Source organism: Corallococcus exiguus (assembly GCF_009909105.1).
GTDB classification, from domain to species: Bacteria; Myxococcota; Myxococcia; order Myxococcales; family Myxococcaceae; genus Corallococcus; species Corallococcus exiguus.
The window spans coordinates 946676-968979 of the sequence record NZ_JAAAPK010000002.1 but is presented as its reverse complement, the minus strand read 5'-3'; the positions used below and the strand labels follow the sequence as shown (position 1 = coordinate 968979).

The 22304-nt window shown below is 68.9% G+C and carries 12 protein-coding genes; 4 read left to right on the top strand and 8 right to left on the bottom strand.

Annotation, left to right across the window (positions count from 1 at the left end):
• Position 1: 1 nt before the first annotated feature.
• From GTZ93_RS10390 to GTZ93_RS10380, 3 genes are all read right to left on the bottom strand, one after another.
• Positions 2–382 carry a hypothetical protein gene (locus tag GTZ93_RS10390; RefSeq protein ID WP_139915770.1) on the bottom strand — a complete coding sequence of 127 codons (381 nt, stop codon included), beginning with the start codon at positions 380–382 and terminating at the stop codon, positions 2–4.
• Positions 382–1188 (bottom strand): LPP20 family lipoprotein, encoded by an 807-nt coding sequence (locus GTZ93_RS10385; RefSeq protein ID WP_121778709.1) that lies wholly within the window; start codon positions 1186–1188, stop codon positions 382–384. The genes GTZ93_RS10390 and GTZ93_RS10385 overlap by 1 nt, the downstream gene beginning before the upstream one ends.
• A 203-nt stretch (positions 1189–1391) precedes the next feature.
• Positions 1392–1724, bottom strand: coding sequence for a PilZ domain-containing protein (locus GTZ93_RS10380; protein WP_120566093.1), 333 nt, complete (start codon positions 1722–1724; stop codon positions 1392–1394).
• 240 nt (positions 1725–1964) lie between these two features.
• Here GTZ93_RS10380 and GTZ93_RS10375 point away from each other — a divergent pair, with 240 nt between their 5' ends.
• Positions 1965–2708 carry an FKBP-type peptidyl-prolyl cis-trans isomerase gene (locus GTZ93_RS10375; protein WP_139915769.1) on the top strand — a complete coding sequence of 248 codons (744 nt, stop codon included), beginning with the start codon at positions 1965–1967 and terminating at the stop codon, positions 2706–2708.
• 46 nt (positions 2709–2754) lie between these two features.
• Here GTZ93_RS10375 and GTZ93_RS10370 read toward each other — a convergent pair whose 3' ends face one another.
• The 5 genes from GTZ93_RS10370 to GTZ93_RS10350 form a co-directional block, all read right to left on the bottom strand.
• Positions 2755–3000 carry a hypothetical protein gene (locus GTZ93_RS10370; RefSeq protein WP_139915768.1) on the bottom strand — a complete coding sequence of 82 codons (246 nt, stop codon included), beginning with the start codon at positions 2998–3000 and terminating at the stop codon, positions 2755–2757.
• Positions 2997–3647, bottom strand: a complete 651-nt coding sequence (locus GTZ93_RS10365; protein WP_139915767.1) for a hypothetical protein — start codon at positions 3645–3647, stop codon at positions 2997–2999. The genes GTZ93_RS10370 and GTZ93_RS10365 overlap by 4 nt, the downstream gene beginning before the upstream one ends.
• A gap of 42 nt (positions 3648–3689) precedes the next feature.
• Positions 3690–5777 (bottom strand): gluzincin family metallopeptidase, encoded by a 2088-nt coding sequence (locus GTZ93_RS10360; RefSeq protein ID WP_139915766.1) that lies wholly within the window; start codon positions 5775–5777, stop codon positions 3690–3692.
• Positions 5778–5853: 76 nt separating this feature from the next.
• Complete coding sequence (locus GTZ93_RS10355) at positions 5854–6060, bottom strand: cold-shock protein (RefSeq protein ID WP_120575411.1); 207 nt, start codon at positions 6058–6060, stop codon at positions 5854–5856.
• 134 nt (positions 6061–6194) lie between these two features.
• A complete protein-coding gene (locus tag GTZ93_RS10350; RefSeq protein ID WP_139915765.1) occupies positions 6195–8054 on the bottom strand; it encodes a M2 family metallopeptidase in 1860 nt (619 codons plus the stop codon).
• A gap of 210 nt (positions 8055–8264) precedes the next feature.
• Between GTZ93_RS10350 and GTZ93_RS10345 the strand changes: the two genes are divergently transcribed.
• The 3 genes from GTZ93_RS10345 to GTZ93_RS10335 all read left to right on the top strand — a co-directional run bounded on the left by GTZ93_RS10345 (position 8265) and on the right by GTZ93_RS10335 (position 22220).
• On the top strand, positions 8265–9365 hold the full coding sequence (locus tag GTZ93_RS10345) for a DHH family phosphoesterase (RefSeq protein ID WP_139915764.1): 1101 nt from the start codon (positions 8265–8267) through the stop codon (positions 9363–9365).
• A gap of 33 nt (positions 9366–9398) precedes the next feature.
• The gene (locus GTZ93_RS10340) at positions 9399–9941 is read left to right on the top strand and encodes a DUF3105 domain-containing protein (RefSeq protein ID WP_257978982.1); all 543 of its coding nucleotides are present in this window, start codon (positions 9399–9401) and stop codon (positions 9939–9941) included.
• A gap of 195 nt (positions 9942–10136) precedes the next feature.
• Positions 10137–22220: a non-ribosomal peptide synthetase gene (locus tag GTZ93_RS10335; protein WP_139915763.1), complete on the top strand. Its 12084-nt coding sequence runs from the start codon at positions 10137–10139 to the stop codon at positions 22218–22220.
• Positions 22221–22304 lie beyond the last annotated feature (84 nt).

Below are 22304 nucleotides of genomic sequence, written 5' to 3'. Positions count from 1 at the left end.
CTCAGGGCGAAACGCCGCCGCTTTCGGGCGCCAGGGGCCGGAGCTTCACCTTCAACGTCACCCGCGCTCCGCTGGGCTGGTAGTAGGTCGTGTAGGGATAGAACCCGCGCTTCTTCACCTCCACCTGGTGGAAGCCCGAGTCCCCCAACCGCAGGCTCCGGGACACCCCGGCGAAGTCGCTGCACGTCCCCTGCTCCACGCCATCCATCAGGATCTGCGCGTCCGAGGGCTCGCACCGGAGCACCAGGTCGCCGCGCTTGACGGCGTTGGACGCCATCAACTGCTCCGCGCGGGCCACCGTCGCGGGTTGCTCCTGCTTCGCCGCGCAGCCGCCCATCAGCATCGCGAGCACGGCCGTCATCCGGAAGGAGTTCACGGACATCACTGCGTGACGATGACGACCCGGCCCTCGGCCAGGAAGTGGGTGTTCGCATCGGTGAGCGCGCGGATGCCGTCGGCGCTCAGGACCAGATCAGAGCCCTGGAGCTGCGCGGCCTTCACCACCAGGGGCTTGTCGCCCACGCGCGAGGCCTTCCGGGCCGCGTCCAGGCTGTTGAACCAGGCCGCGACGCCCGCGGTGCCGCGCGCCTCTTCCGTGAGCACCGTCGCGCCGTAGAGCGCCTTGCCCGTCGCGTCCACCAACCGGGGCGCGAGCACCGGCTTCGCGCCCAGCCCTCGCGCGTCCACCACGAGCCCCGTGTACTTCGCCGCGCCGTCGGCGTTGAGCACGATGGCCGGATCCCGAGCGGGCGTCAGCGCCGCGCTGAGCACCGCGAGCGGCACCTCCACGTCCATCTCCACGCCACTGTCGGAGAAGTAGCGCGTGGCCACGACCTTGTAGCCGCGGATGGCACCCTCGACGCGGCCCTTCACTTCGTCGCGCGCCAGCTCGTCGCCCACGGTGCGGCCCGCGCTCACCTGGATGCTCCGGGCCTGCTCCAGCAGGTTGCGGAACGCGTCCTGCTTCGCGGCGCGCTCGGCCCCCAGGCGCGCCTGCCCGGGGTTGGCGGCCTTGAGGTCCGGGGCTCCGGCGCCCGTGGCGCGCAAGACCTGGCCCTCCCAGTTGATGCCCGGAGTGCCCACGCCGCGCGCGGATTCAGCGGCGGGTGCGGCGACCTTCGCGTCCTTGCCCTGGCCCAGCGCCGTCAGCGGCACGACCAGCAACAATCCCCACAGCGAACGCCTCACGGAGCACTCCTCCCGCTGTCGCCGCCGCGAAAAGTCGGCGAGCGCACAGGGAACCTCTCCGGTCATTCAAGGGGGGCGCTTCGCGCGAAGTCAAGGCGACCCGGAGACAGTCGGATCCGCCTGATGAACCTGGCGTGGGGTACCGCGAACCGCCGGTGGCACCGCGCAATCGCGGTGACGCACGCGGAGGGTAACGCCTTGTGTCAGTTGCCTTCGGTGTGACGGTCGACGTAGGCGTCGATCATCTTGCGGTGCCGCTCGGTGAGCAGCGTGAAGCGCACGCCGGACTGCTCCTTGCGGCCCAGTTCCTTCCATTCGCGTACGACTTCACCCTCGGCGTAGATGATCTCCTCGGAGCCGGGGAGCTGGAACTGGAGGCCCACGCGGCGCGCGTCGTGCTGGGGCTCGATGAGGCGCGAGAGGCTGACGCCTTCCTGGCTGATGTCCGCGGCCCGGGTCATGTACGGCACGCCGCCCATGTACTTGTTGAGGTAGATGTCCAGGGGCGCCCGATTGGCCTTCCGCTTCTCGCTCATTGGCTCATGACCTCCAGCTGGTGCAACAGGCTGCTGCGGGGGTGCAGCGACCTGAAGGAACAGTACGGTCAGACGTCATGCGCGCAAGAAAACGGCGGCCTTCCCGAGCGCCAGGCAGGCCTGCGTGCACCGTGGTTTTCCGCTCGCTGGATTCTTCGCGTTGGCCTGTGCGCGAGGATGACCGACCCGCGGCGCATGAGCGGCGCTATGGTCCCCACCATTCTCCCGAAAGGCGGAAGCATGCGCATGCAGTGGAAGGCAGCCCTGGTCCTGATGCTCGGTGCTCCGGGCCTCGCCCTGGCCCAGGCCCCAACGAAGAGCTCCAAGCCGGCCGCCGCGCCCGAGGCCGCCGCGAAGGCCGCCCCTGCCCAGGCGCCCCTGGAGCTCAAGACGGATGATCAGAAGACCATCTATTCGCTCGGCCTCTCGCTGGGCCAGAGCGTGACGGCGCTCGCCCTCACCCCCGAGGAGCTGGAGCTGCTCCAGCGCGGCATCCAGGACGCGGTCGCCGGCACTCCGCCCGCGGTGGATCCGAAGGAGTACGCGCCGAAGCTCCAGACGCTCGCCAAGGCGCGCATGGCCCAGGTCAACGTCGCCACGTTGGATCGCGCGTCCAAGGAGCCCGGCGCCACCCGGCTGCCCTCCGGTGTCATCTACCGCGAGCTCAAGGCCGGCACCGGCAAGTCGCCCCGCGCCACCGACACCGTGAAGGTGCACTACCAGGGCACGCTGGTGGACGGCTCCGAGTTCGACAGCTCCTTCAAGCGCGGCCTGCCGGTGGAGTTCCCGCTCAACGGCGTCATCCCCTGCTGGACCCAGGGCGTGCAGAAGATGAAGGTCGGCGGCAAGGCGAAGCTCACCTGCCCCGCGAGCACCGCGTACGGAGAGCGCCCGCCCACGGGCTCGCGCATCCCGCCCAACGCCGTGCTCACCTTCGAGGTGGAGCTGATTGAAATCCCCGGCAACACCGCCGCCACGCCGTAGTGGCCTTGCGACGGGGACCCGCACGCGGCGGGTCCCCGCGAAGGCGTCACTGCACGGGCACTTTCACGGACCGGCCGCCAAAGGGCGGGTTCGCCATGATGGCCTGGGCCAGGCGGTCCGCGAAGGCGCGTCCCTCCTTCTGGAAGGACTCCGTCTCCTCCGCGTTCAGGTGCACGCGCACCTCGAACTGCATGATGCCGCCCACCACGACCTCGATGGACAGCGCCCCGTCCCGCCCGCGCAGCATGCGGTACAGGAGGGGGCTCTGGAGGAGCACCTCCTCGTCGCTCACGGAATCTCCGCCACCTGCGTGTCGGCCACCGGCGCGTTGATGACCATCACCTCCGGCGCGCCGCCGGACGTGTAGCCGCCGAATTTGAAGCAGTCGGTGTCCTCCGGCGTCTGGCACTTCCACACGCCCGGATCCGCGTCCACCGGCAGGCGCGTGCAGACCTTCTGCGCCGCCAGGTCCAGCGTCATCATCCGCAGCGGGCCTTCGAAGTTCTTCGCCGGCAGGCCCAGCGCCTGGCCCAGCACCGCCGGGTCATGCTTGCCGTCCGCGGTCTTCGCCTTCTCCACCGCGCCGTGGATGGACGCCGACGGCGCCGCGAACAGGTAGCAGCCCACGTCGTTGCAGCGGCCAAAGTTCTTCGCGCCCGTCTGCACCACGAACTTCTGGTACGCGCTGTCGGTCATCAGCCACGACACCTTGCGGTCCGGGAAGTTCTTGTCCAGGTGCTGATCAATCCCGTAGGGGCTGGCCAGCGTGTCCGCTTCCTTGGAGATGCCCTTCTGCGTGTCGTCGCAGTAGTCCACCAGCGACACCGTCGAAGGCTTCGGCTCGTTCGTGTCCGGCGTCTTCGTGCCGCCCTTCGTCGTTACACAGCCCACCATCGCCGACAGGGAGCCCAACACCAGCGCACGAGAGATGAAATTCACGGTCAATCCTCCAGATGAGAGAAATGGGGAATGGCCGAACTATCACAGTGCGGCATCAGTGGCGCGCAACAAAGCGTCCGCGCTGACGGGGGCGCCGGTGGCGTGGCGCATCCATTCGTCCGGGGTGACGGAGCCGAAGGTGGCCATGCGCTCGAACTCCGCGCCCAGCGGGCCGTGCTGCTTCAGGTGCTCCTCAATCTGGAATGCGATGAGGTGCCCGAGCGGGTAGTCCGGCAGGTACAGCGGGTAGCTGATCATGTGGCTGTAGATGCCCAGCACCGGGCTGTCCTTCCGACCCAGCACCGGCGCGTAGTAGCGGTTCCACACGTCGCGCGACAGGCCGGCCACCGCGTCGCGCAGCTGGGCGGGCGTGGCGTCCGGGTGTTCGTACATCCAGTGCCACGTGGCCATGTCCACCAACGCCACGCCGGCGATCTCCCACGCCTGCCAGAAGTCGTTGAGCACCCGCTCGCGCTCGCTGGCCGCGTCCGGCTGGCCCAGACCCAGCAACTCCAGGTCGCGCGCCTGGAAGACGAAGGCCAGCGCCTCCGTGAAGGCGTTGTTGGGGACGCCGGACAGGAGCGTGTGGTCCACCTGGTACAGGCTGAAGACCTGCTCCACGTTGTGCCCCAGCTCGTGCACCGCGATGTTGTAGCCCTTGTAGTCCATGCCCCCCTTCTCCACGCGCGTGCGCAGTCGGGGGAAGTCGCCCCGGCGCAGCGCCTGCTGGGCATGGCCCGCGCCTCGGGACGCGTCCACGCGGATGTATGACGCGAGCACATCCGCCTTCTCCCGCGTGAAGCCCAGGCCCTGGAGGATGCGCGGGATGTCGCGCGCGAAGGCGTCCGCCGTGGGGTAGCGCTTGCGCGTCAGCGCGTCCAGCTGCGCCTCCGGCACCTTCGAGCCCGGACGGAAGCCCGGGTACCACAGGTCCTGCGGCTCCAGCGGGCGGCCCAGGCGCGTCTCAATCAGCTTCGCCACGCGCGGCACCAGCGGTGACTCCAGCAACTGGGTGAGCAGCGCGCGCACGCGCTCCTCCGGCAGGCCCCGGTCCAGTTCAAAGGCGCGGGCGATGCGAGTGGGGGCCACCGGCGAGTACGGATCCACCTTCCGCGATGCATTGAACGTGGCGAGCAGCCGCGCGTAGCGCGTGTCCGGTTCCGGCGCGGCGTCCGCCTTCACTGCGCGCTGGGGCGCGTTCTCCTCCACCGACTCCGACGGAGCCGCCGAGACCTTGTTGGTGAACGGATCCCAGTCCACGCGCGGGTTGTCGATGACGGCGGCGGGGATGGTCTGCGTGACGATGCGCTCCATCACCTGGACGATCATCCGCTGCTTCGCCAGGCCCTTTGGGTCCGTGTAGTCCGCCTTCAGCTCGTCGCGCAGGTTCCAGTGGCTGATGAGACGAAGCCCCTGGGGGAAGAGGCGCTGGCCCTTCGCGTCCACCAGGTGGTGCATCCAGACGTTGTACTCGGCGATGTAGAGGTTCGCGTCCGCGATGGCCTGCGACACCTTCTGCTCCACCGCCGCGGGCACGCGCCGGTTGAAGCGCGACGCGAGCTTCGCCTCCGCCCACTGGCGCCGCGTCCACGACGGGCCCTCCTTCACGCGCTCGGTCAGCGTGGTGAGCGGGAAGTTGAGCAGCACGACGAAGCCCGGCTTCGCCTGGAACAGGTCCGACGTGACGTTGGAGGAAGGGTCATACGCCGCGAGCAGCGGCTCCACCGGCAACAGCGGCCCCAGGTCCAGGTCCGTGAACCACTGGAGCTCGCGGCCCAGCTCATTCATGTGGCCGTCGAACTGTTCGAACAGTCCTTCAAAGCGCGTGAACGTCGCGTCCAGCTGGGGGCCCGTGGGCAGGAACTGCTCGCGCGCGAAGGCCGCCAGGTCCCCGTCCTCCGGGCGCCACAGCGCGGCCACCTGATCCACGCCCCGCTCGATGCGGGCGCGCTGCGCTTCACCGTGCTGCTTCACCAGCTCCTGCTTGAGCGCGGCCAGCGACGCCTTCGACACGGGCGCCGACGCGGTGGTGGTGGCCGGCGGCGTGGGGGCCGTGGAGGTGGAGGACGTGGCGCACCCGAGGGCGGCGACGAGGGGGAGGATGCGCAGGCGGAACGTGGAGGCGGACATGCGGGCTCCGGAAAATACAGAAGGCCCGACCCGGTGAGAGTCGGACCTTCTTGGGTGAATCAGGAAACGGTCAGGCTCAGGCGGCGGCGCGGACGTTCTGCGCCTGCAGGCCCTTGGGGCCCTTGGTGACTTCGAACTCCACCTTCTGGCCCTCGGCCAGGGTGCGGAAGCCGTCCATGTTGATGGCGGTGTGGTGGCAGAACACGTCCTCGCCCCCGCCGTCCTGCGTGATGAAGCCGAAGCCCTTCGCGTCGTTGAACCACTTCACGGTACCAGTCGCCATTTGCTGTTCTTCTTTCATCGCGGACAGGAAGAGTCGCCGTCCGGTCCTACAGAGTTCGACCCTACAAGACGGGCGCTAGCCTAAGCGCCCGTCCCAGGCGAAGTCCACTCCCTGGAAACATCACCAGGCAAACGTCACCACCCGCACTTCTGGCCCTTGTTCTGCTCCTGGAGCCAGCGACGCAGCGGGGCGAAGTACTCCAGCATCGGAGTGGCATCCATCTGTCGGGTGCCCGTCATGGCGGACAACGCATCCGGCCACGGCTTGCTCGCGCCCAGCTCCAGCATGGCCTGCAGGCGAGCGCCCGCGGCCTTGTTGCCGTAGATGGAGCACTCGTTGAGGGGGCCCGTGATGCCGGCCGCTTCGCACAGCGCCTTGTGGAACTGGAACTGGAGGATCCGCGCGAGGAAGTAGCGCGTGTACGGCACGTTGGCGGGCACGTGGTACTTGGCGCCGGCGTCGAAGTCCTGCTCCGTGCGGGCCACCGGCGCGGCGATGCCCTGGTACTTCGTGCGCATCGCCCACCAGCTCTTGTTGTAGTCCGCCGGCTTCACCTTCCCGCTGAACACGTCCCACCGCCACTGATCCACCAGCAGGCCGAAGGGCAGGAAGGCCACCTTCTCCAGCGCGTCCTTCAGCTGGAGGTTGATGACGTTCTTGTCGTTCTTCTCCACCGCGTTGAGCAGGCCCGCCTGCTGGAGGTAGGCCGGAGTGATGGAGAGCGTGAGCGCGTCGCCAATGGCCTCGTGGAAGCCGTCGTTGGCGCCGGCCTGAAAGAGGACGGGGAGCTTGTAGTAGTACGTGTAGTAGTAGTCGTGGCCCAGCTCGTGGTGGATGGTGACCAGGTCCTCCTCGGTGGGCTTGATGCACATCTTGATGCGCAGGTCGTTGTCGTACGTCACGTCCCAGGCGGACGCGTGGCAGACGACGTCGCGGTCCTTCGGCTTGGTGAACTGCGAGCGCTCCCAGAAGGTCTGCGGCAGCGGCTTGAGGCCCAGCGAGGTGAAGAACTTCTCACCCAGCTTGACCATCTTCTCCGCGTCGTAGCCCTGCTTCACCAGGGCGCTGTCCACGTCCAGGCTGGCCTGACCGGGGAACGGCTCCACCAGCGGGTAGATGTTGTTCCACTCCTGCGCCCACATGTTGCCCAACAGGTGCGCGGGGATGGGCTTGCCGGCGGGCACCGAGGCCTCGCCGTACTGCTTCGCGAGCCGGCCGCGCACGTAGCAGTGCAGCTCGTCGTACATGGGCTTGACCTGGCCCCAGAGCCGCTGCGCCTCCTTCTCGAACTCCGCCGGGGTCATGTCGTAGGACGACCGCCACAGCGTGCCCAGATCGTTGAAGCCGATGTCCTTCGCGCCCGAGTTGGAGAGGTTCACCAGCTGCGTGTAGAGCGGGCGCATGGGGCGGCTGATGGCGTGCCAGCCGGTCCACGCGTCCAGGAGCGCGTCCGCGTTGCGGCTCTCCGCCATGACGTCGGACAGCTCCTCCAGGTCGCGGCACTTCCCCTTGCCGTCCTTGCCGCAGTACTTGCCCTTGCCGTAGAGGCCCTCCAGCTTCGCGGCGGTGGAGGCCAGCTCCGAGCGCTGCGCGGCGTTGGCTGGGGCGGGCAGCGTCTGGGACACGCGCAGCAGGTGCAGCATGCGCGCGGTGTCCGCGTCCAGCTTCAGCCCGTCGAAGCGGCGCGAGTCCTTGATGGCGTTGTTGACGTAGGCCATCACCTCTTCGTTGACGGAGGCGGCGTTCCGCTCCGTGTCGTCGGTGATGTACGTGCTCTTGATCCACTCGGCGGTGGCCTGACGGGTCCAGAGCTGCTTCAGGTCCGCGTTGAGCTTCTCGGCGAACTGCTTCGCCTCCGCGGGCGTGGCCTTCGCGGCCGGAGCGGGCGTGGCCTTCGCGGCCGGAGCGGGCGTCGTCTGCGCGCTGGCGGCGGGCGCCGCGATCGACAGGGCGGCCAGGGCCGCGCGCATCAAGGACTGGGGAGTGCGGGTCATGGGCGCGGACACTATGGGAAGTGCCCTGCCCTCGCACCCGCGAAGTCACGGAGCCCGCGCGCCCTGTCCCTTGGGTTGACGCTGCGACATTGCGGGCAAAGGTCACCACGCTCGCGCCGCATGACTGGACCCGGGGGGGCCGTCCGGAGGGCAACCAGCCACGACGGGCGCGCCCTGCCGTGCCGCTACAGGCAGTGACAGCTTTGATTCATGCTTCTGGGACACACGAAAGATGCGCACTGGCCGGCGCCAGAGGCGGCGATGGACCAGGCGCGCGAGTTCCTGGAAGCGTGCCGGGACAAGCATGTGCTCGTGGTTCCGCACACGGACGTGGACGGGCTCACCTCCGGAGTGCTGATGCTCCGCGCGCTTCAATCCCTGGGGGCTCGGCCGACAGCGCGCCTGCCGGGCAAGGGAGAGGACATCCACCACCCAAGCTTCCTGGAGCGACTGGGAGCCTCCTCCACGGAGGCGTTGGTGGTGCTGGACATGGGCAGCCGCGCGGAGCCGCTCTTGCCCGGGGTGCCCACGATGGTGGTGGATCATCACGCGTCGGAGGCATTCCCACCCGGCGCGAAGGTGCTCACCGCCTACGGCCATGCGCCCGTTGCGAACACGAGCCTGCTCACGTACGTGCTCACGTCGTCGTTCGTCGTGCCCGGTCCGCTGGAGTGGCTGGCGGTGCTGGGGACGGTGGCGGACCTGGGCGTGGACGCGCCGATGCCGTTCCTCAAGGACGCGCTGCGGCGGGCGAAGCGTTCGTCCATCACAGAGGCGGTGGCGCTGCTCAACGCTGCCCGTCGTTCCAGCCGGCTCGCGGCGCCACTGGCGATGCAGGTGCTCTTGCGCGCGGGCAACGCGACGGACATCGCGGAGGGACGCGTGCCCGGCGTGGACGCGCTGCGCGACTGTCGCCTGGAGGTGCAACGCGAGGTGGCCCGGTGCGCGAAGACGCCGCCGCGCTTCGCGGGCAACCTGGCGCTCCTGTTGTTCAGCTCCGAGGCGCAGGTGCACCCGCTGGTGGCCATGCGCTGGGTACATCTGTTGCCGGACCACATCGTCGTCGCCGCCAACACGGGCTACCTGCCCGGCCGCGTGAACTTCGTGCTGCGAAGCCGCGCGCCGGTGGACCTGCTCGGGCTGCTGCGGGACCTGGACCTTCCGCCGATGGGAAGCTCGTTCGCGCACGGCCATTCGCGGGCCACGGGCGGCAGCATGCCACCCGCGGACTTCCTGCGCCTGATGGATGCATTGGGCTTCCGGGGGCTGAGCGACCGGGACGTGGAGCGGCGTGGCGTGGCGCCGGGGTGAGGCGCTCAGGGCCGTTGCGATATGACGGCGTGAATGCCTCGCGCCCTCTCCGCCCTCCTCTTCTCGCTGTGCCTCGCCTGCGGTTCAACGAACGATGATCCGCCCAACCCCGGTGGCGAAGCCTGCGAGCAGTATTCGTTCCCGCTGTCGGACCCGTCGTCGGCCAGTCACGTAAGTTCGTGCAGCAGCACCGCGTGTGGCAACGGTGAGAACCCGCCCAACTCCGGCCTGCACTGCCCTACGTGGCTGTCGTGCCGCAGCTTCGACACGGAGCAGCCGCGCTGTTCGTGGATCCACAACCTGGAGCACGGCCACGCGGTGTTCCTCTACAACTGCCCGGAAGGCTGCCCCGACGAGGTCGCGAAGCTGGAGGCCGCGCAGGCACAGGCCGCGGTGGGCAGCAACGGCGTGCGCCGCGCGCTCGTCGCTCCGGACTCACAACTGCCCAAGCGCTTCGCCGCGCTGCTGTGGCGCCGCACGTACCTGATGGACTCCGTGGATCCGGACGCGCTCACGTGTCTGCTCGCGCTCCAGGATGTGGATGCAATTGAACCCGGATTGATCTGCCCTCCGTGAAATGACAGCGATCACGGAATAAATGGCAGACACGAGTGAGAGCACCGCGTCAGGGTGTCACGTGTCGCCAATTTTTTGCGTGCACTGCCTCAGGGTCTCTTAATCCGAGACACGCGCCGCCCCTGTTTGACCCGCCTGCGTTCCCCCGGGCGGTCCTGAGTTCACCACCCCCTTTGTCGGGGGTGGCGCGTCGACATGACCGACACCGTCGACGCCCCCGTCTCCCCCCGGGGTCTGGCTCCACGGAACATCGCTGGGGCCTTCGAGGCCCAGGCCGTGCTCCGTCCCCAGGCCATCGCCGTCCGCTGTGACGGACAGCAGCTCACGTACGCGGAGCTGGATGCGCGAGCAAACCGGCTCGCGGGATGGTTGAAGGCACGGGGCGTGGGCCGCGAACGGCCACAGGTGGGCGTATGCCTGCCGCGCTCAGTGGACCTCATCGTCACGCTGGTCGGCATCCTCAAGGCGGGCGGAGCGTACGTCCCACTGGATCCGGAGTACCCCTCGGAGCGGCTGGCCTTCATGGCCACGGACTCGCGCGTGCGGATCATCGTCACGCATTCCGGGCTGGAGTCGCACCTGCCGTCGGGGGACTGGCACACGCTCCGACTGGACACGGACGCGGATGCGGTGGCGGCCTTCAGCGACGGGCCCGTCGCGCGCGACGTCGTGGAGGACGACCTGGCCTATGTCGTCTTCACGTCCGGATCCACGGGCCGTCCCAAGGGCGTGTGCGTGCCCCACCGGGGCGTGCTGCGGCTGGTGCTGGATGCGGACTACGTCCACCTGGGCGCGGATGAAGTGCTGTTGCAACTGGCACCGGTGGCCTTCGACGCGTCCACGTTCGAGCTCTGGGGTCCGCTGCTCAACGGCGGCCGTGTGGCGGTGTTCTCGCGTGGAGCCTCCGCGCTGGACGAGCTGGGAGACTTCCTGCGCGAAGAGCGCGTGACGACGGCGTTCCTCACCACCGGCCTGTTCAACACGCTGGTGGACCGGGGCCTGCCGGGCACGGAGACGCTGCGTCAGCTCTACACGGGGGGTGAGGTGATGTCGCTGCCCCATGCGCGCCGGGCGCTGGAGGCCCTGCCGCGCACGCGCATCTTCAACTGCTACGGCCCCACGGAGAACACGACGTTCACGAGCTGCCAGCTCCTGTGCGCGCCGCTCGGCTCCGAGCCCGCGCCCATTGGCCATGCCATCTCCGGCACACGGATGTACGTGCTGGACCCGGAGGGCCGTGAGCTGCCCACGGGCGCCGTGGGTGAGCTGTACACGGGAGGCAGCGGCGTCGCGTGGGGCTATTGGGAGCGTCCGGAGCTCACCGCCGAACGGTTCCTGCCGGATCCCTTCAGCACCGAACCAGGCGCGCGCATGTATCGCTCGGGGGATCTCGCGCGGCGGCTCGAGGACGGCGCCGTGGACTTCGTGGGACGCGTGGACCACCAGGTCAAGGTGCGCGGCTTCCGAATCGAGCCGGGAGAAATCGAAGCGGCGCTGCGCCTGCAGGCCTCCGTGCAGGAGGCCGTGGTGATGGTGCGCGAGGACGTGCCGGGCGACCGGCGGCTCGTGGCGTACGTGACGGCATCGGAGCCCCTGACGGCGCCGATGCTGCGGGCGCACCTGAAGGACCATCTGCCCGCGCACATGCTGCCTTCGGCCATCGTCGTCCTGGACGCGATGCCTCTCACCGCCAACGGCAAGGTGGAGCGCAAGGCACTGCCGGATCCGCGCGACTGCCCTGGAGCCGAGGAGGACTTCGTCGCGCCGGAGACCGCGCTGGAACAGACCGTTGCTCGGGTCTGGGCGGACGTGCTGCGCATGGACGCGGTCGGCGCCACGGCGGACTTCTTCGAACTGGGTGGCCAATCCCTCCTGGCCACGCAGGCCATCGGCCGGCTGTGCGATGTGCTCCAGCGTCCCGTGCCGCTGCGTTTGCTGTTCGCGAACCCCATCCTGCGAGACTTCGCCGCCGCGCTGGAGGAAGCCGCGCCGACGGTGGAGCACACCGAGGCCCCCATCCCTCCGCGCACGGATGCCGCGCGGGAACAGCTGTCGTTCGCGCAGCAGCGGCTGTGGTTCCTGGACCAGTGGATGCCGGGCTCCGCGCTGTATTCGCTGCCGTTCGCGTTCCGGCTGGACGGGCCGCTGGACACGGCTGCGTTGGAGCAAGCGCTTCAATTCGTGGTGGACCGGCATGAAGCCCTGCGCACCACCTTCCCTGGCGAAGGCGCCGCCCTCCAGCACGTCGCCGCGCACCTGCCCGTGACGCTGGAGCGAGCGCAGACCGGTTCGGAGGAAGAGACGCTCGCGTGCATGCAGCGTGAAGCGGAGCGGCCTTTCGACCTGGCCCAGGGACCGCTGTTCCGCGCGCTGCTCATCCGTGAAGCGGAGCGGCGGCATGTGCTGGTGCTCAACCTGCACCACATCGTCTCCGACGGCTGGTCCTTCGGTGTGCTGTATCAGGAGCTGTCCGCGGCGTACCGCGCTCGGGACCTGGAGCCCCTGTCCCTCCAGTATCCCGACTACGCGGCGTGGCAGCGCCAATGGCTCCAGGGCGATGTGCTCCAGCGGGAGCTGGGCTTCTGGGAGCGGCAGCTCGCGGACGTGCCCCATGTGCTGGAGCTGCCCACCGACCGGCCGCGTCCCGCGGTGCAGGGGTTCGCGGGCGACATCCATCGCTTCACGGTGCCGGCCCGGCTGCACCGGGAACTGGAGGCACTGGCCCGCCGTGAGGGAGCCACGTTGTTCATGGCCCTGCTCACCGGGTTCCAGGTGCTGCTGTCGCGCTACAGCGGGCAGCGGGACTTCGTGGTGGGCACGCCCATCGCGAACCGCACGCGGAAGGAGCTGGAGGGGCTCATCGGCTTCTTCGTCAATACGCTGCCCATCCGTGCCCGCTTCGAGGGTGAGCCTTCGTTCCTCCAGGTCCTCGCGCAGGTGCGTGACCGCGCGCTGGGGGCGTATGCCCATCAACAGCTGCCCTTCGAAAAGCTGGTCGAAGCGCTCCAGGTCGAACGCGAGGCGAGCCGGACGCCCCTCATCCAGGTGCTGTTCGCGCTCCAGAACGCGCCCACGTCGCGGCTCGAATTTCCGGACGTCACCGTCACCCCGCTGACGCTGGACACGCGCACGTCCAAGTTCGACCTGTTCCTTGCCCTGGAGGAATCCGGCGACGGGCTCGTGGGCACGCTCGAGTACGCCACGGCGCTGTTCGATGCGGCCACCATCGAGCGCCTGACGGAGCACTACCTTCAGGTGCTGCGTTGCTTCGTCGAAGCGCCGGACCGTGGGACCGGGGACGCCGTCTTCATGTCGGATATGGAGCAGCGGCGGGCGCTCCAGGACTGGAACGCGTCGGCGCGTCCCTACCCTTCGGAGCTGACCATCGTGGACGCCTTCGCACTCCAGGTCGCGCGGCGGCCCGACGCCGTCGCCGTGAGCCATGGGGCCGTGACGCTCACGTACGCGGAGCTGGATGCGCGCGCGGAGCAGTTGGCCCGGCGACTGCGGACGCTCGGGGTGGGACGGCGTACACCGCAGGTGGGCGTGTGCCTGCCTCGATCCCTCGACCTCATCGTGTCGCTCGTGGCCATCCTCAAGGCGGGCGGCGCCTACGTCCCGCTGGATCCGGAGCATCCTTCCGAGCGGCTCGCTTTCATGTCCACTGATGCGCGGCTGGTCGCCATCGTCACGCACGAGGCGCTGGCGTCCGGGTTGCCCTCGGGTTCGTGGACGCCCGTGTGCATGGATGTGCCGTGGGATGCCGTGGAAACACCGGCGGCCGAGTTCGTGATGCCGGTGGATCTGGCGCACATCATCTACACGTCCGGATCCACGGGCCGGCCCAAGGGCGTGTGCATCCCGCATCAGGGCGTGGTGCGGCTGGTGCTCAATCCGGACTACGTGCAGCTGGGGCCCGGCGACCGGATAGCGCAGTCCACGACCATCGCGTTCGACCTGTCCACGCTGGAAGTCTGGGGTGCGCTGCTCAACGGTGCCACGCTGGTCCTGTTTGCCCGGGACGAGATCATCGACCCGGACGTCCTGGCGCGCAGGCTCCAGGAGGAACGCGTCACGCACATGGTGCTGGCCACGGCGTTGTTCAACCACGTGGCCCGCTCGCGGCCCGACGCCTTCAGCCACCTGTCCTGGATGATCTTCGGCGGCGAGGCGGCGGACGTCGCCAGCGTCAACGCGGTGCTCTCACACGGCGGACCCACGGCGTTGCTCAACGGGTACGGCCCCACGGAGAACACGTCCTTCAGCACGTGGCACCGGGTGCCGCACGCGGGCGTCGAATCCGTGCCCATCGGTGGGCCGCTCGCCAACAGCACTGCGTATGTGCTCGACGCCCGGCTCCAGCTGGTTCCTCCCGGTGTCGTGGGCGAGTTGTTCGTGGGCGGCGACGGACTGGCGCTCGGGTACTGGGCGCGGCCCGACCTCACCGCGGAGAAGTTCATCCCCCATCCGTTCAGTGACACGCCCGGCGCCCGGCTCTACCGCACCGGAGACCTGGTCCGTCAGCGGGTGGATGGCGTCCTGGAGTACGTGGGCCGCCGCGACCATCAAGTGAAGCTGCGCGGCTTCCGCATCGAATTGGGCGAAGTGGAAGCGGCCCTGCGGCAGCACCCCGCAGCGCGAGAGACACTTGTGCTGCTGCGCGAGGACACGCCGGGCGACCGCAGGCTGGTGGCCTACGTCGCGGCCACGGACGTCACGGACGCGGTGTTCCGTGAGTTCCTCCAGGCACGGCTCCCGGGCCACATGGTGCCTGGCGCGTTCGTGGTGATGGAGTCGTTGCCCCTCACGCCCAACGGGAAGATCGACCGGCGCGCGCTGCCTGTCCCCGGAGCTTCCGTGACCGAGGGCTTCATCGCGCCCCGGACCCCGCTCGAAGCACGGATCGCCAGCATCTGGGCCGCCGTGCTGGGCGGGCGCGAAGTGGGAGCGAACTCGCACTTCTTCGACCTGGGCGGGCACTCGCTGCTGGCCACGCAGGTGGTGTCCCGTGTGCGGGAGGCGCTGGGCGTGCCGCTCTCCGTGCGCGCGCTCTTTGAATCCCCGCGTCTGGAGGCGTTCGTCCGGATCGTAGAAGGCCTGCTCGCGCAAGGACACCGGGAGGACTCGCGCATCCCCGTGGCGCCTCGCGGATCCGAACCGCTTCCGCTGTCCTTCGCGCAGGAGCGGCTTTGGTTCCTGGGCCAACTGCACGACGTGCCCGGCGTCTACAACATGCCCATGGCCCTGCGCCTGGACGGCCCATTGGACGTCGACGTGCTGCGCACCAGCCTGGAAGCGCTCGTGCTGAGACACGAGTCCCTTCGCACCACGTTCCCGGAAGGCGACCGCCCCACGCAACACATCGCCGAGGCGCCGGTCCTGACGCTGGAGGTCCAGCGGCTCGACGCGCCGGGACCGGAGGACTCGCGGGTCCAGGCTCGCCTGCGGCAGGAAGCGGACGGGTCCTTCGACCTCGCGCGGGGTCCCTTGTTCCGGGTGCTCCTGCTCCAGCTCGAAGGCACGTGCTCGGTGCTGGTGCTCAACCTGCATCACATCGTGTCCGATGGCTGGTCGTTGGGCGTGCTCTACCGCGAGCTGTCCGACGAGTACCGCTCACGTCTCCAGGGCCAGCCGCCACGGCGGTCACCGCTGCCCGTGCAGTACGCGGACTACGCGGCATGGCAGCGCCAGTGGCTCCAGGGTGACGTGCTCCAGGGACAGCTCGATTTCTGGAAGCAGCAGCTCGCGGACGCGCCGCATGTCCTGGAGCTGCCCGTGGACCGTCCGCGCCCCGCGGTGCAGCGCTTCGACGGCGCCTCATTCCGTTTCACGCTGCCCTCCGAGCTTCGTCAGTCGCTGGAGGCCATGGCCCGCGAGGAAGGGGCCACGCTGTACATGACGCTGCTGGCGGGCTTCCAGGTGCTGCTGTCGCGATACAGCGGACAGCGGGACTTCATCGTCGGCACCCCCATCGCCAACCGCACGCGGGAGGAGCTGGAAGGCCTCATCGGCTTCTTCGTCAACACGCTGCCGCTGCGGGCCCACCTGCGCGACGGTGCGTCGTTCCGTGAAGTGCTGGGTCAGGTGCGGGCTCGGGCCCTGGGGGCGTATGCGCATCAGGAGCTGCCGTTCGAAAAGCTCGTCGAGGAGCTGCACGTCGAACGATCCTTGAGCCACGGGCCGCTGGTGCAGGTGATGTTCGCCCTGCAGAACGCCCCTGGCACGTTGCCCCAGCTCCCGGGCCTCCAGGTCCAGTCGTTGGAGTTGTCGCTTCAGACGTCCAAGTTCGACCTCAGCCTGATGCTGGAGGAGACCGGCGACGGGCTCTCGGGCGTCCTCGAATACGCGAGCGCACTGTTCGAGCCCCGCACCATCGAGCGGATGGCGGGGCACTTCCACCGCCTGCTCGAAGGGGTGCTGCATCAGCTCGATACGGCCATCCATGCCCTGCCCTGGCTGTCCGAAGCCGAGCGGCAGCAGGTCCTTGCCACCTGGAACGACACCGCGCGGCCCTACCCGCGCGACACCTCGCTCGTGCGTGCATTCCACGCGCAGGTGGCCGCGCGCCCGGATGCCATCGCCGTGCGTCACGGTTCGGCTGCGCTCACCTACGCGGAGCTGGACGCTCGCGCCAATCAGATCGCGTGGACGCTCAAGGCACAAGGCGTCGGACGGGATGCACCGCGTGTGGGCGTATGCCTGCCGCGCTCCATCGACCTCGTCGTGTCACTGGTCGCCATCCTCAAGGCGGGTGGCGCCTACGTGCCACTGGACCCGGACTACCCGGCGGACCGACTGGCCTTCATGGCCACGGATGCGCGGCTCGTCGCGGTCGTCACCGAATCAGCGCTCGAGGGTCAGGTCCCCGAAGGGCCGTGGACGGTCCTGCGGCTGGATGCGCTCCCGGCGGGGCTGGAACGCCATGCGCCGCCGGATGCGTGCACGGGGGATGACCTGGCGCACATCATCTACACGTCCGGCTCCACGGGCCGGCCCAAGGGCGTATGCATTCCGCACCGGGGCGTTGCCCGTCTGGTCCTCGATCCGGACTTCATCCAGCTGCGTCCCGAGGATCGCGTGGCCCAGACGTCCACGGTCGCCTTCGATGCCTCGACGTTCGAGCTATGGAGCGCACTGCTCAACGGCGCGACGCTGGTCCTCCTGTCGAAGGAAGAGGTCATCGAGCCCACCGTGCTCGCAAGGCGGGTCCACGAAGAAGGCATCACGGTCCTGTTCCTGACCACTGCGCTGCTCCACCACGTCGCGCGCACCGACCCGTCGCTGCTGAAGGGCCTTCGGTGGCTCCTCTTCGGTGGCGAGGCCGCGGACCCGGCCTGCATCCGCGCCATCCTCTCCGACAGCGCGCCGGAGCACATCGTTCACGCCTACGGCCCCACGGAGAACTCCGCGTACAGCACGTGGTTCTCTCCGACACACGTCGAACCCGATGCGGTGACGGTGCCCATCGGCCGCCCGGTCTCCAACAGCACGGCCTACGTGCTGGACGCGCACTTGCACCCGGTGGCGCCGGGCATCGTCGGCGAGCTGTTCGTCGGCGGTGACGGCCTCGCGTGGGGCTACTGGGAGCGGTCCGACCTCACCGCCACCGCTTTCATCCCCCACCCCTTCGCCTCCGTCCCCGGTGCCCGGCTCTACCGCACCGGCGACCTCGTCCGTCAGCGCCACGACGGCGCCTTCAACTTCGTGGGACGCCGCGACCATCAGGTCAAGGTGCGCGGCTTCCGCATCGAGCCCGGTGAGATCGAAGCCGTCCTGCGCCAGCACCCTGCCGTGCGCGAAGCGCTGGTGCTCGTGCGCGAGGACTCGCCCGGTGACAAGCGGCTGGTCGCCTACATCACCTTCCGCGACGCGGTGACGGCCAGCGACCTGCGCGCGCATGTGCAGGCTTCGCTCCCCAGCCACATGGTCCCCTCCGCGTTCGTGCTGCTGGACGCGCTGCCCATGACGCCCAATGGGAAGGTGGACCGCCGTGCGCTGCCAGAGCCAGACAGCGAGGCGCCGGCAACGGAAGGCACACGGGCCCTGACAGCCCTGGAACAGACGTTGAGCGCCATCTGGTGCGCGGTGCTCCAGCGCGCTCACGTCCCCGTCGATGCGAACTTCTTCGACCTGGGTGGGCACTCGCTGCTGGCCACGCAGATCGTCTCCCGGACCTCACAGGCGCTGGGCATCCCCGTCCCCGTGCGGACCCTCTTCGAGTTCCCGACCATCGAAGGCATGGCGCGCGCTTTGGAAGGCCGCACGCAGGACCCGGCCCAGTCCGGCCCCGCGCTCCGGACCTGGCAGCGCGAGGGACCGCCGCCCCTGTCGTTCGCGCAGGAGCGGCTCTGGTTCCTCAACCAGTTCCACTCGGACCGGGCCGCATACAACATGCCCCTGGTGCTGAGGCTGGAAGGCACGCTGAACGTGAACGCGATGGAGCATGCGCTCCAGGCGCTGGTGGACCGGCACGAATCCCTGCGCACGGTGTTCCCGGGTGAAGGTGTCCCCGTGCAGCGAATCCTGCCCCGGATGCCCATGTCCCTTCGCCGGGTCGAAGCCTCTTCCAGCGCCGAGGCGGAAGCCCTGCTGCGAGAGGACGCGGAGACACCCTTCGACCTCGCGGAGGGCCCGCTGTTCCGCGCCCTCCTGATACGCGAGGACGCTGAACACCATGTGCTGCTGCTCAACCTGCATCACATCGTATCCGACGGCTGGTCGATGGGCGTGCTCTACCGCGAGCTGTCCGCCGGATATCAGGCGCATCACGCGGGCCGGGCCTCGGACCTGGCGGCCCTGTCCGTGCAGTACGCGGACTACGCGGCGTGGCAGCGTCAGTGGCTCCAGGGTGACGTGCTCCAGCGGCAGCTCGACTTCTGGAAGCAGCAGTTGGCGGACGCGCCGCACGTCCTGGAGCTGCCCACCGACCATCCCCGTCCGGCGGTGCAGCAGTTCGCGGGCTCCACCCACGAGTTCACCCTCCCGCGCACCGTGCTCAACGCACTGACGGGCCTGGGCCGCCAGGAAGGGGCCACGCTGTTCATGACGTTGATGGCGGGCTTCCAGTTGCTGCTGTCGCGCTACAGCGGGCAGAGGGATTTCATCGTCGGCACGCCCATCGCCAACCGCACCCGCGAGGAGGTGGAAGGCCTCATCGGCTTCTTCGTCAACACGCTGCCGCTGCGGGCCCACCTGCGCGACGGTGCGTCGTTCCGTGAAGTGCTGCGGCAGGTGCGGGACCGGGCGCTGGGCGCGTACGCGCATCAGGAACTGCCGTTTGAAAAGCTCGTCGAGGAACTGCACGTCGAACGCGCCCTGAGCCACGGGCCGCTGGTGCAGGTGATGTTCACCTTGCAGAACGCGCCCGGGACACCGCCCCAGCTCCCGGGCCTCCAGGTCCAGGCGCTGGAGTTCCAGACCCCGACCTCCAAGTTCGACCTCACCCTGGCCCTGACCGAAACTCCGGAAGGCCTCAGCGGCACGTTCGAGTACGCGACCTCGCTGTTCGAGCCCCGCACCCTCGAACGGATGGCGGACCACTTCCGTCGCATCCTTGAAGGCGCGCTGCACCAACCCGATGCCGCCATCGATGACCTGCCGTGGCTCTCCCCGGCGGAGCGCCAGCAGGTCCTCACGGCGTGGAACGACACGAGTCGGCCCTATCCGAGGGACAGCTCCCTGGTGCAGGCCTTCGAAGCCCAGGTGGCCACCCGCCCGGAGGCCATCGCCGTGCGCCATGGAGCCCAGGCGCTCACCTACGCGGAGCTGGACACCCGCGCCAATCAGCTTGCGTGGACACTCAAGGAGCAAGGCATCGGACCGGATGCGCCCCGCGTGGGCGTGTGCCTGTCACGCTCCATCGACCTCATTGTGGCGCTGGTCGCCGTGCTCAAGGCGGGTGGCGCCTACGTGCCGTTGGATCCGGACTACCCGGTGGATCGACTGGCCCTCATGATCTCCGATGCGAAGGTGCATCGGATCATCACGGGCACGACATCCTCGATTCGGTTCACTTCAGACAGCGTGGGACCCATCCGCATCGATGCGTTGGAGGCCCCCGCGCAGTCCGGCTCGCCCTACGACGCGGCGCGCTTCCATCCCCTGGAGCCCGCGTACGTCATCTACACATCCGGTTCCACGGGCCGGCCCAAGGGCGTCTGCGTTCCGCATCAGGCCGTGATGCGGCTGGTGATGGATCCGGACTACATCCCCTTCGGTCCGGACGACCGCGTGGCCCAGGCCGCGACGGTGTCTTTCGACGCCTCGACCTTCGAGGTGTGGGGCGCACTGCTCAACGGCGCGACGCTCGTCCTGTTCTCGAAGGAAGACATCATCGATCCCGCGACGCTGGCCCGGGGCCTGCGGGACGAGCGCATCACCGCTCTGTTCCTCACCACGGCCCTCTTCAACCACGTCGCCCGGATGGAGCCCACGGCCTTCAACGGCCTGTCCACGCTCCTCTTCGGTGGCGAGGCTTCGGACCCAGCCTGCGTGAACCGGCTGCGCGAGCACGGTGGGCCTCGCAGGCTGGTGCACGTCTACGGCCCCACGGAGAACACCACGTTCAGCACGTGGCATCTCGTCACGGAGTCCGTCACGGGCACGGTGCCCATTGGCAAGCCCCTCTCCAACAGCACGGCCTACGTGCTGGACGCGCACCTGCACCCGGTGGCGCCGGGCATCGTCGGTGAGCTGTTCGTCGGCGGTGACGGCCTCGCCTGGGGCTACTGGGAGCGGCCCGACCTCACGGCCACTGCCTTCGTGCCCCACCCCTTCGCCTCTACTCCAGGAGCCCGGCTCTACCGCACTGGCGACCTCGTCCGTCAGCGCCACGACGGTGCGTTCGACTTCGTGGGACGCCGTGACCACCAGGTCAAGGTGCGCGGCTTCCGCATCGAGCCCGGGGAAATCGAAGCCGTGCTGCGCCAGCACCCATCCGTGCGCGAAGTGTTGGTGCTCGTGCGCGAGGACTCGCCCGGCGACAAGCGGCTGGTCGCCTACGCCACGTCCCGCGACACGGTGACGGCCAGCGACCTGCGAGCTCACGTCCAGGCTTCGCTCCCCAGCCACATGGTTCCTTCCGCGTTCGTGCTGATGGACGCACTGCCGCTCAACGCGAACGGCAAGGTGGACCGCCGCGCCCTGCCCCGTCCTTCCGACACCACGAACACGGAGGAGGCCGGCGTGATGCCTCGCACGCCGCTGGAACAACAGATCGCGGACATCTGGGCGGAGGTCCTGGGGCGCACGGTCATCAGCGTCACCGCGAGCTTCTTCGACCTGGGCGGCCACTCGCTGCTCGCGGCGCAGCTCGTGTCCAAGCTGTCGGAACACTTCCCGTTCAAGGTCCCGCTCCAGGTCCTCTTCCAGAGTCCGACGGTCGCGGCGATGGCCCAGTGGATCCAGGCGAAGCTCACGCCAGATGCACCAGTGGCCGAAGCAGGCCCCACGACTCCGGAAGGCATCGTGCAGCTCCAGCAGGGACGCTCGGACCTTCCGCCCTTGTGGTGCATGCATCCGGTGGGAGGCACGGTGTTCTGCTACCAGGACCTCGTGCGGGCGCTCGGCCCTGACCGCACCGTCTACGGCTTCCAGGCCCCCGGCGTGAATGGCGAGTGCCCGCCCCTCACGAGCATCGAGGCGCTCGCGTCACATCACCTGAACTTGATGCTCCAGTGGCAGCCCCAGGGGCCCTACTACCTCGTGGGCCTCTCCATGGGCGGCACCATCGTCTACGAGATGGCCCAGCGAATGCTGAAGCTGGGCGTTCCTCCGGAGCTGCTCGTCTTCCTCGACACGCCGGGCCCGGGTCAGATGCCGACGCAGTTCGAGGACGACGCCGCGCTGCTCGCGGCCATGTTCGGCGATGACACACCGACGCTCGCCCAGCGTCTGCGCGCGATGCCTCCACACGAGCAGATGAAGGAGGTGCTGCGTCAGGCCCGCGAAGGCGCGACCGTGCCGGACTCGTATTCGCTGCGCGACCTGGAGATCTTCCTGGACGTGTGGAAGGCCCACATGCGCGCCCTCTTCAGCTACGCGCCCGTGCCCTACGAGGGTGCGGCCACGTACCTGAAGGCCCAGGTGCACGTGCCGCCCCACCCGCTGCATCCGGAGCAGCCGTGGCAGATGCTCGTGCGGCACGGACTGGAGGTGCTGCCCGTGCCCGGCAACCACCAGACGATGATCGAACCGCCGAACGTCGAGGCCATGGCGCGGCACGTAACCGCATGCCTGCGGCGCATCGAGGACACCGTGCCCCGAAGCTCGGTCGCATAGCAGCCAAACTGGATGTGCCCCTCAATCCACGTTGGGGGGCACATGACGGCCCAGCCTTCCGCTATCTCGTGGTGATGTCGTCCA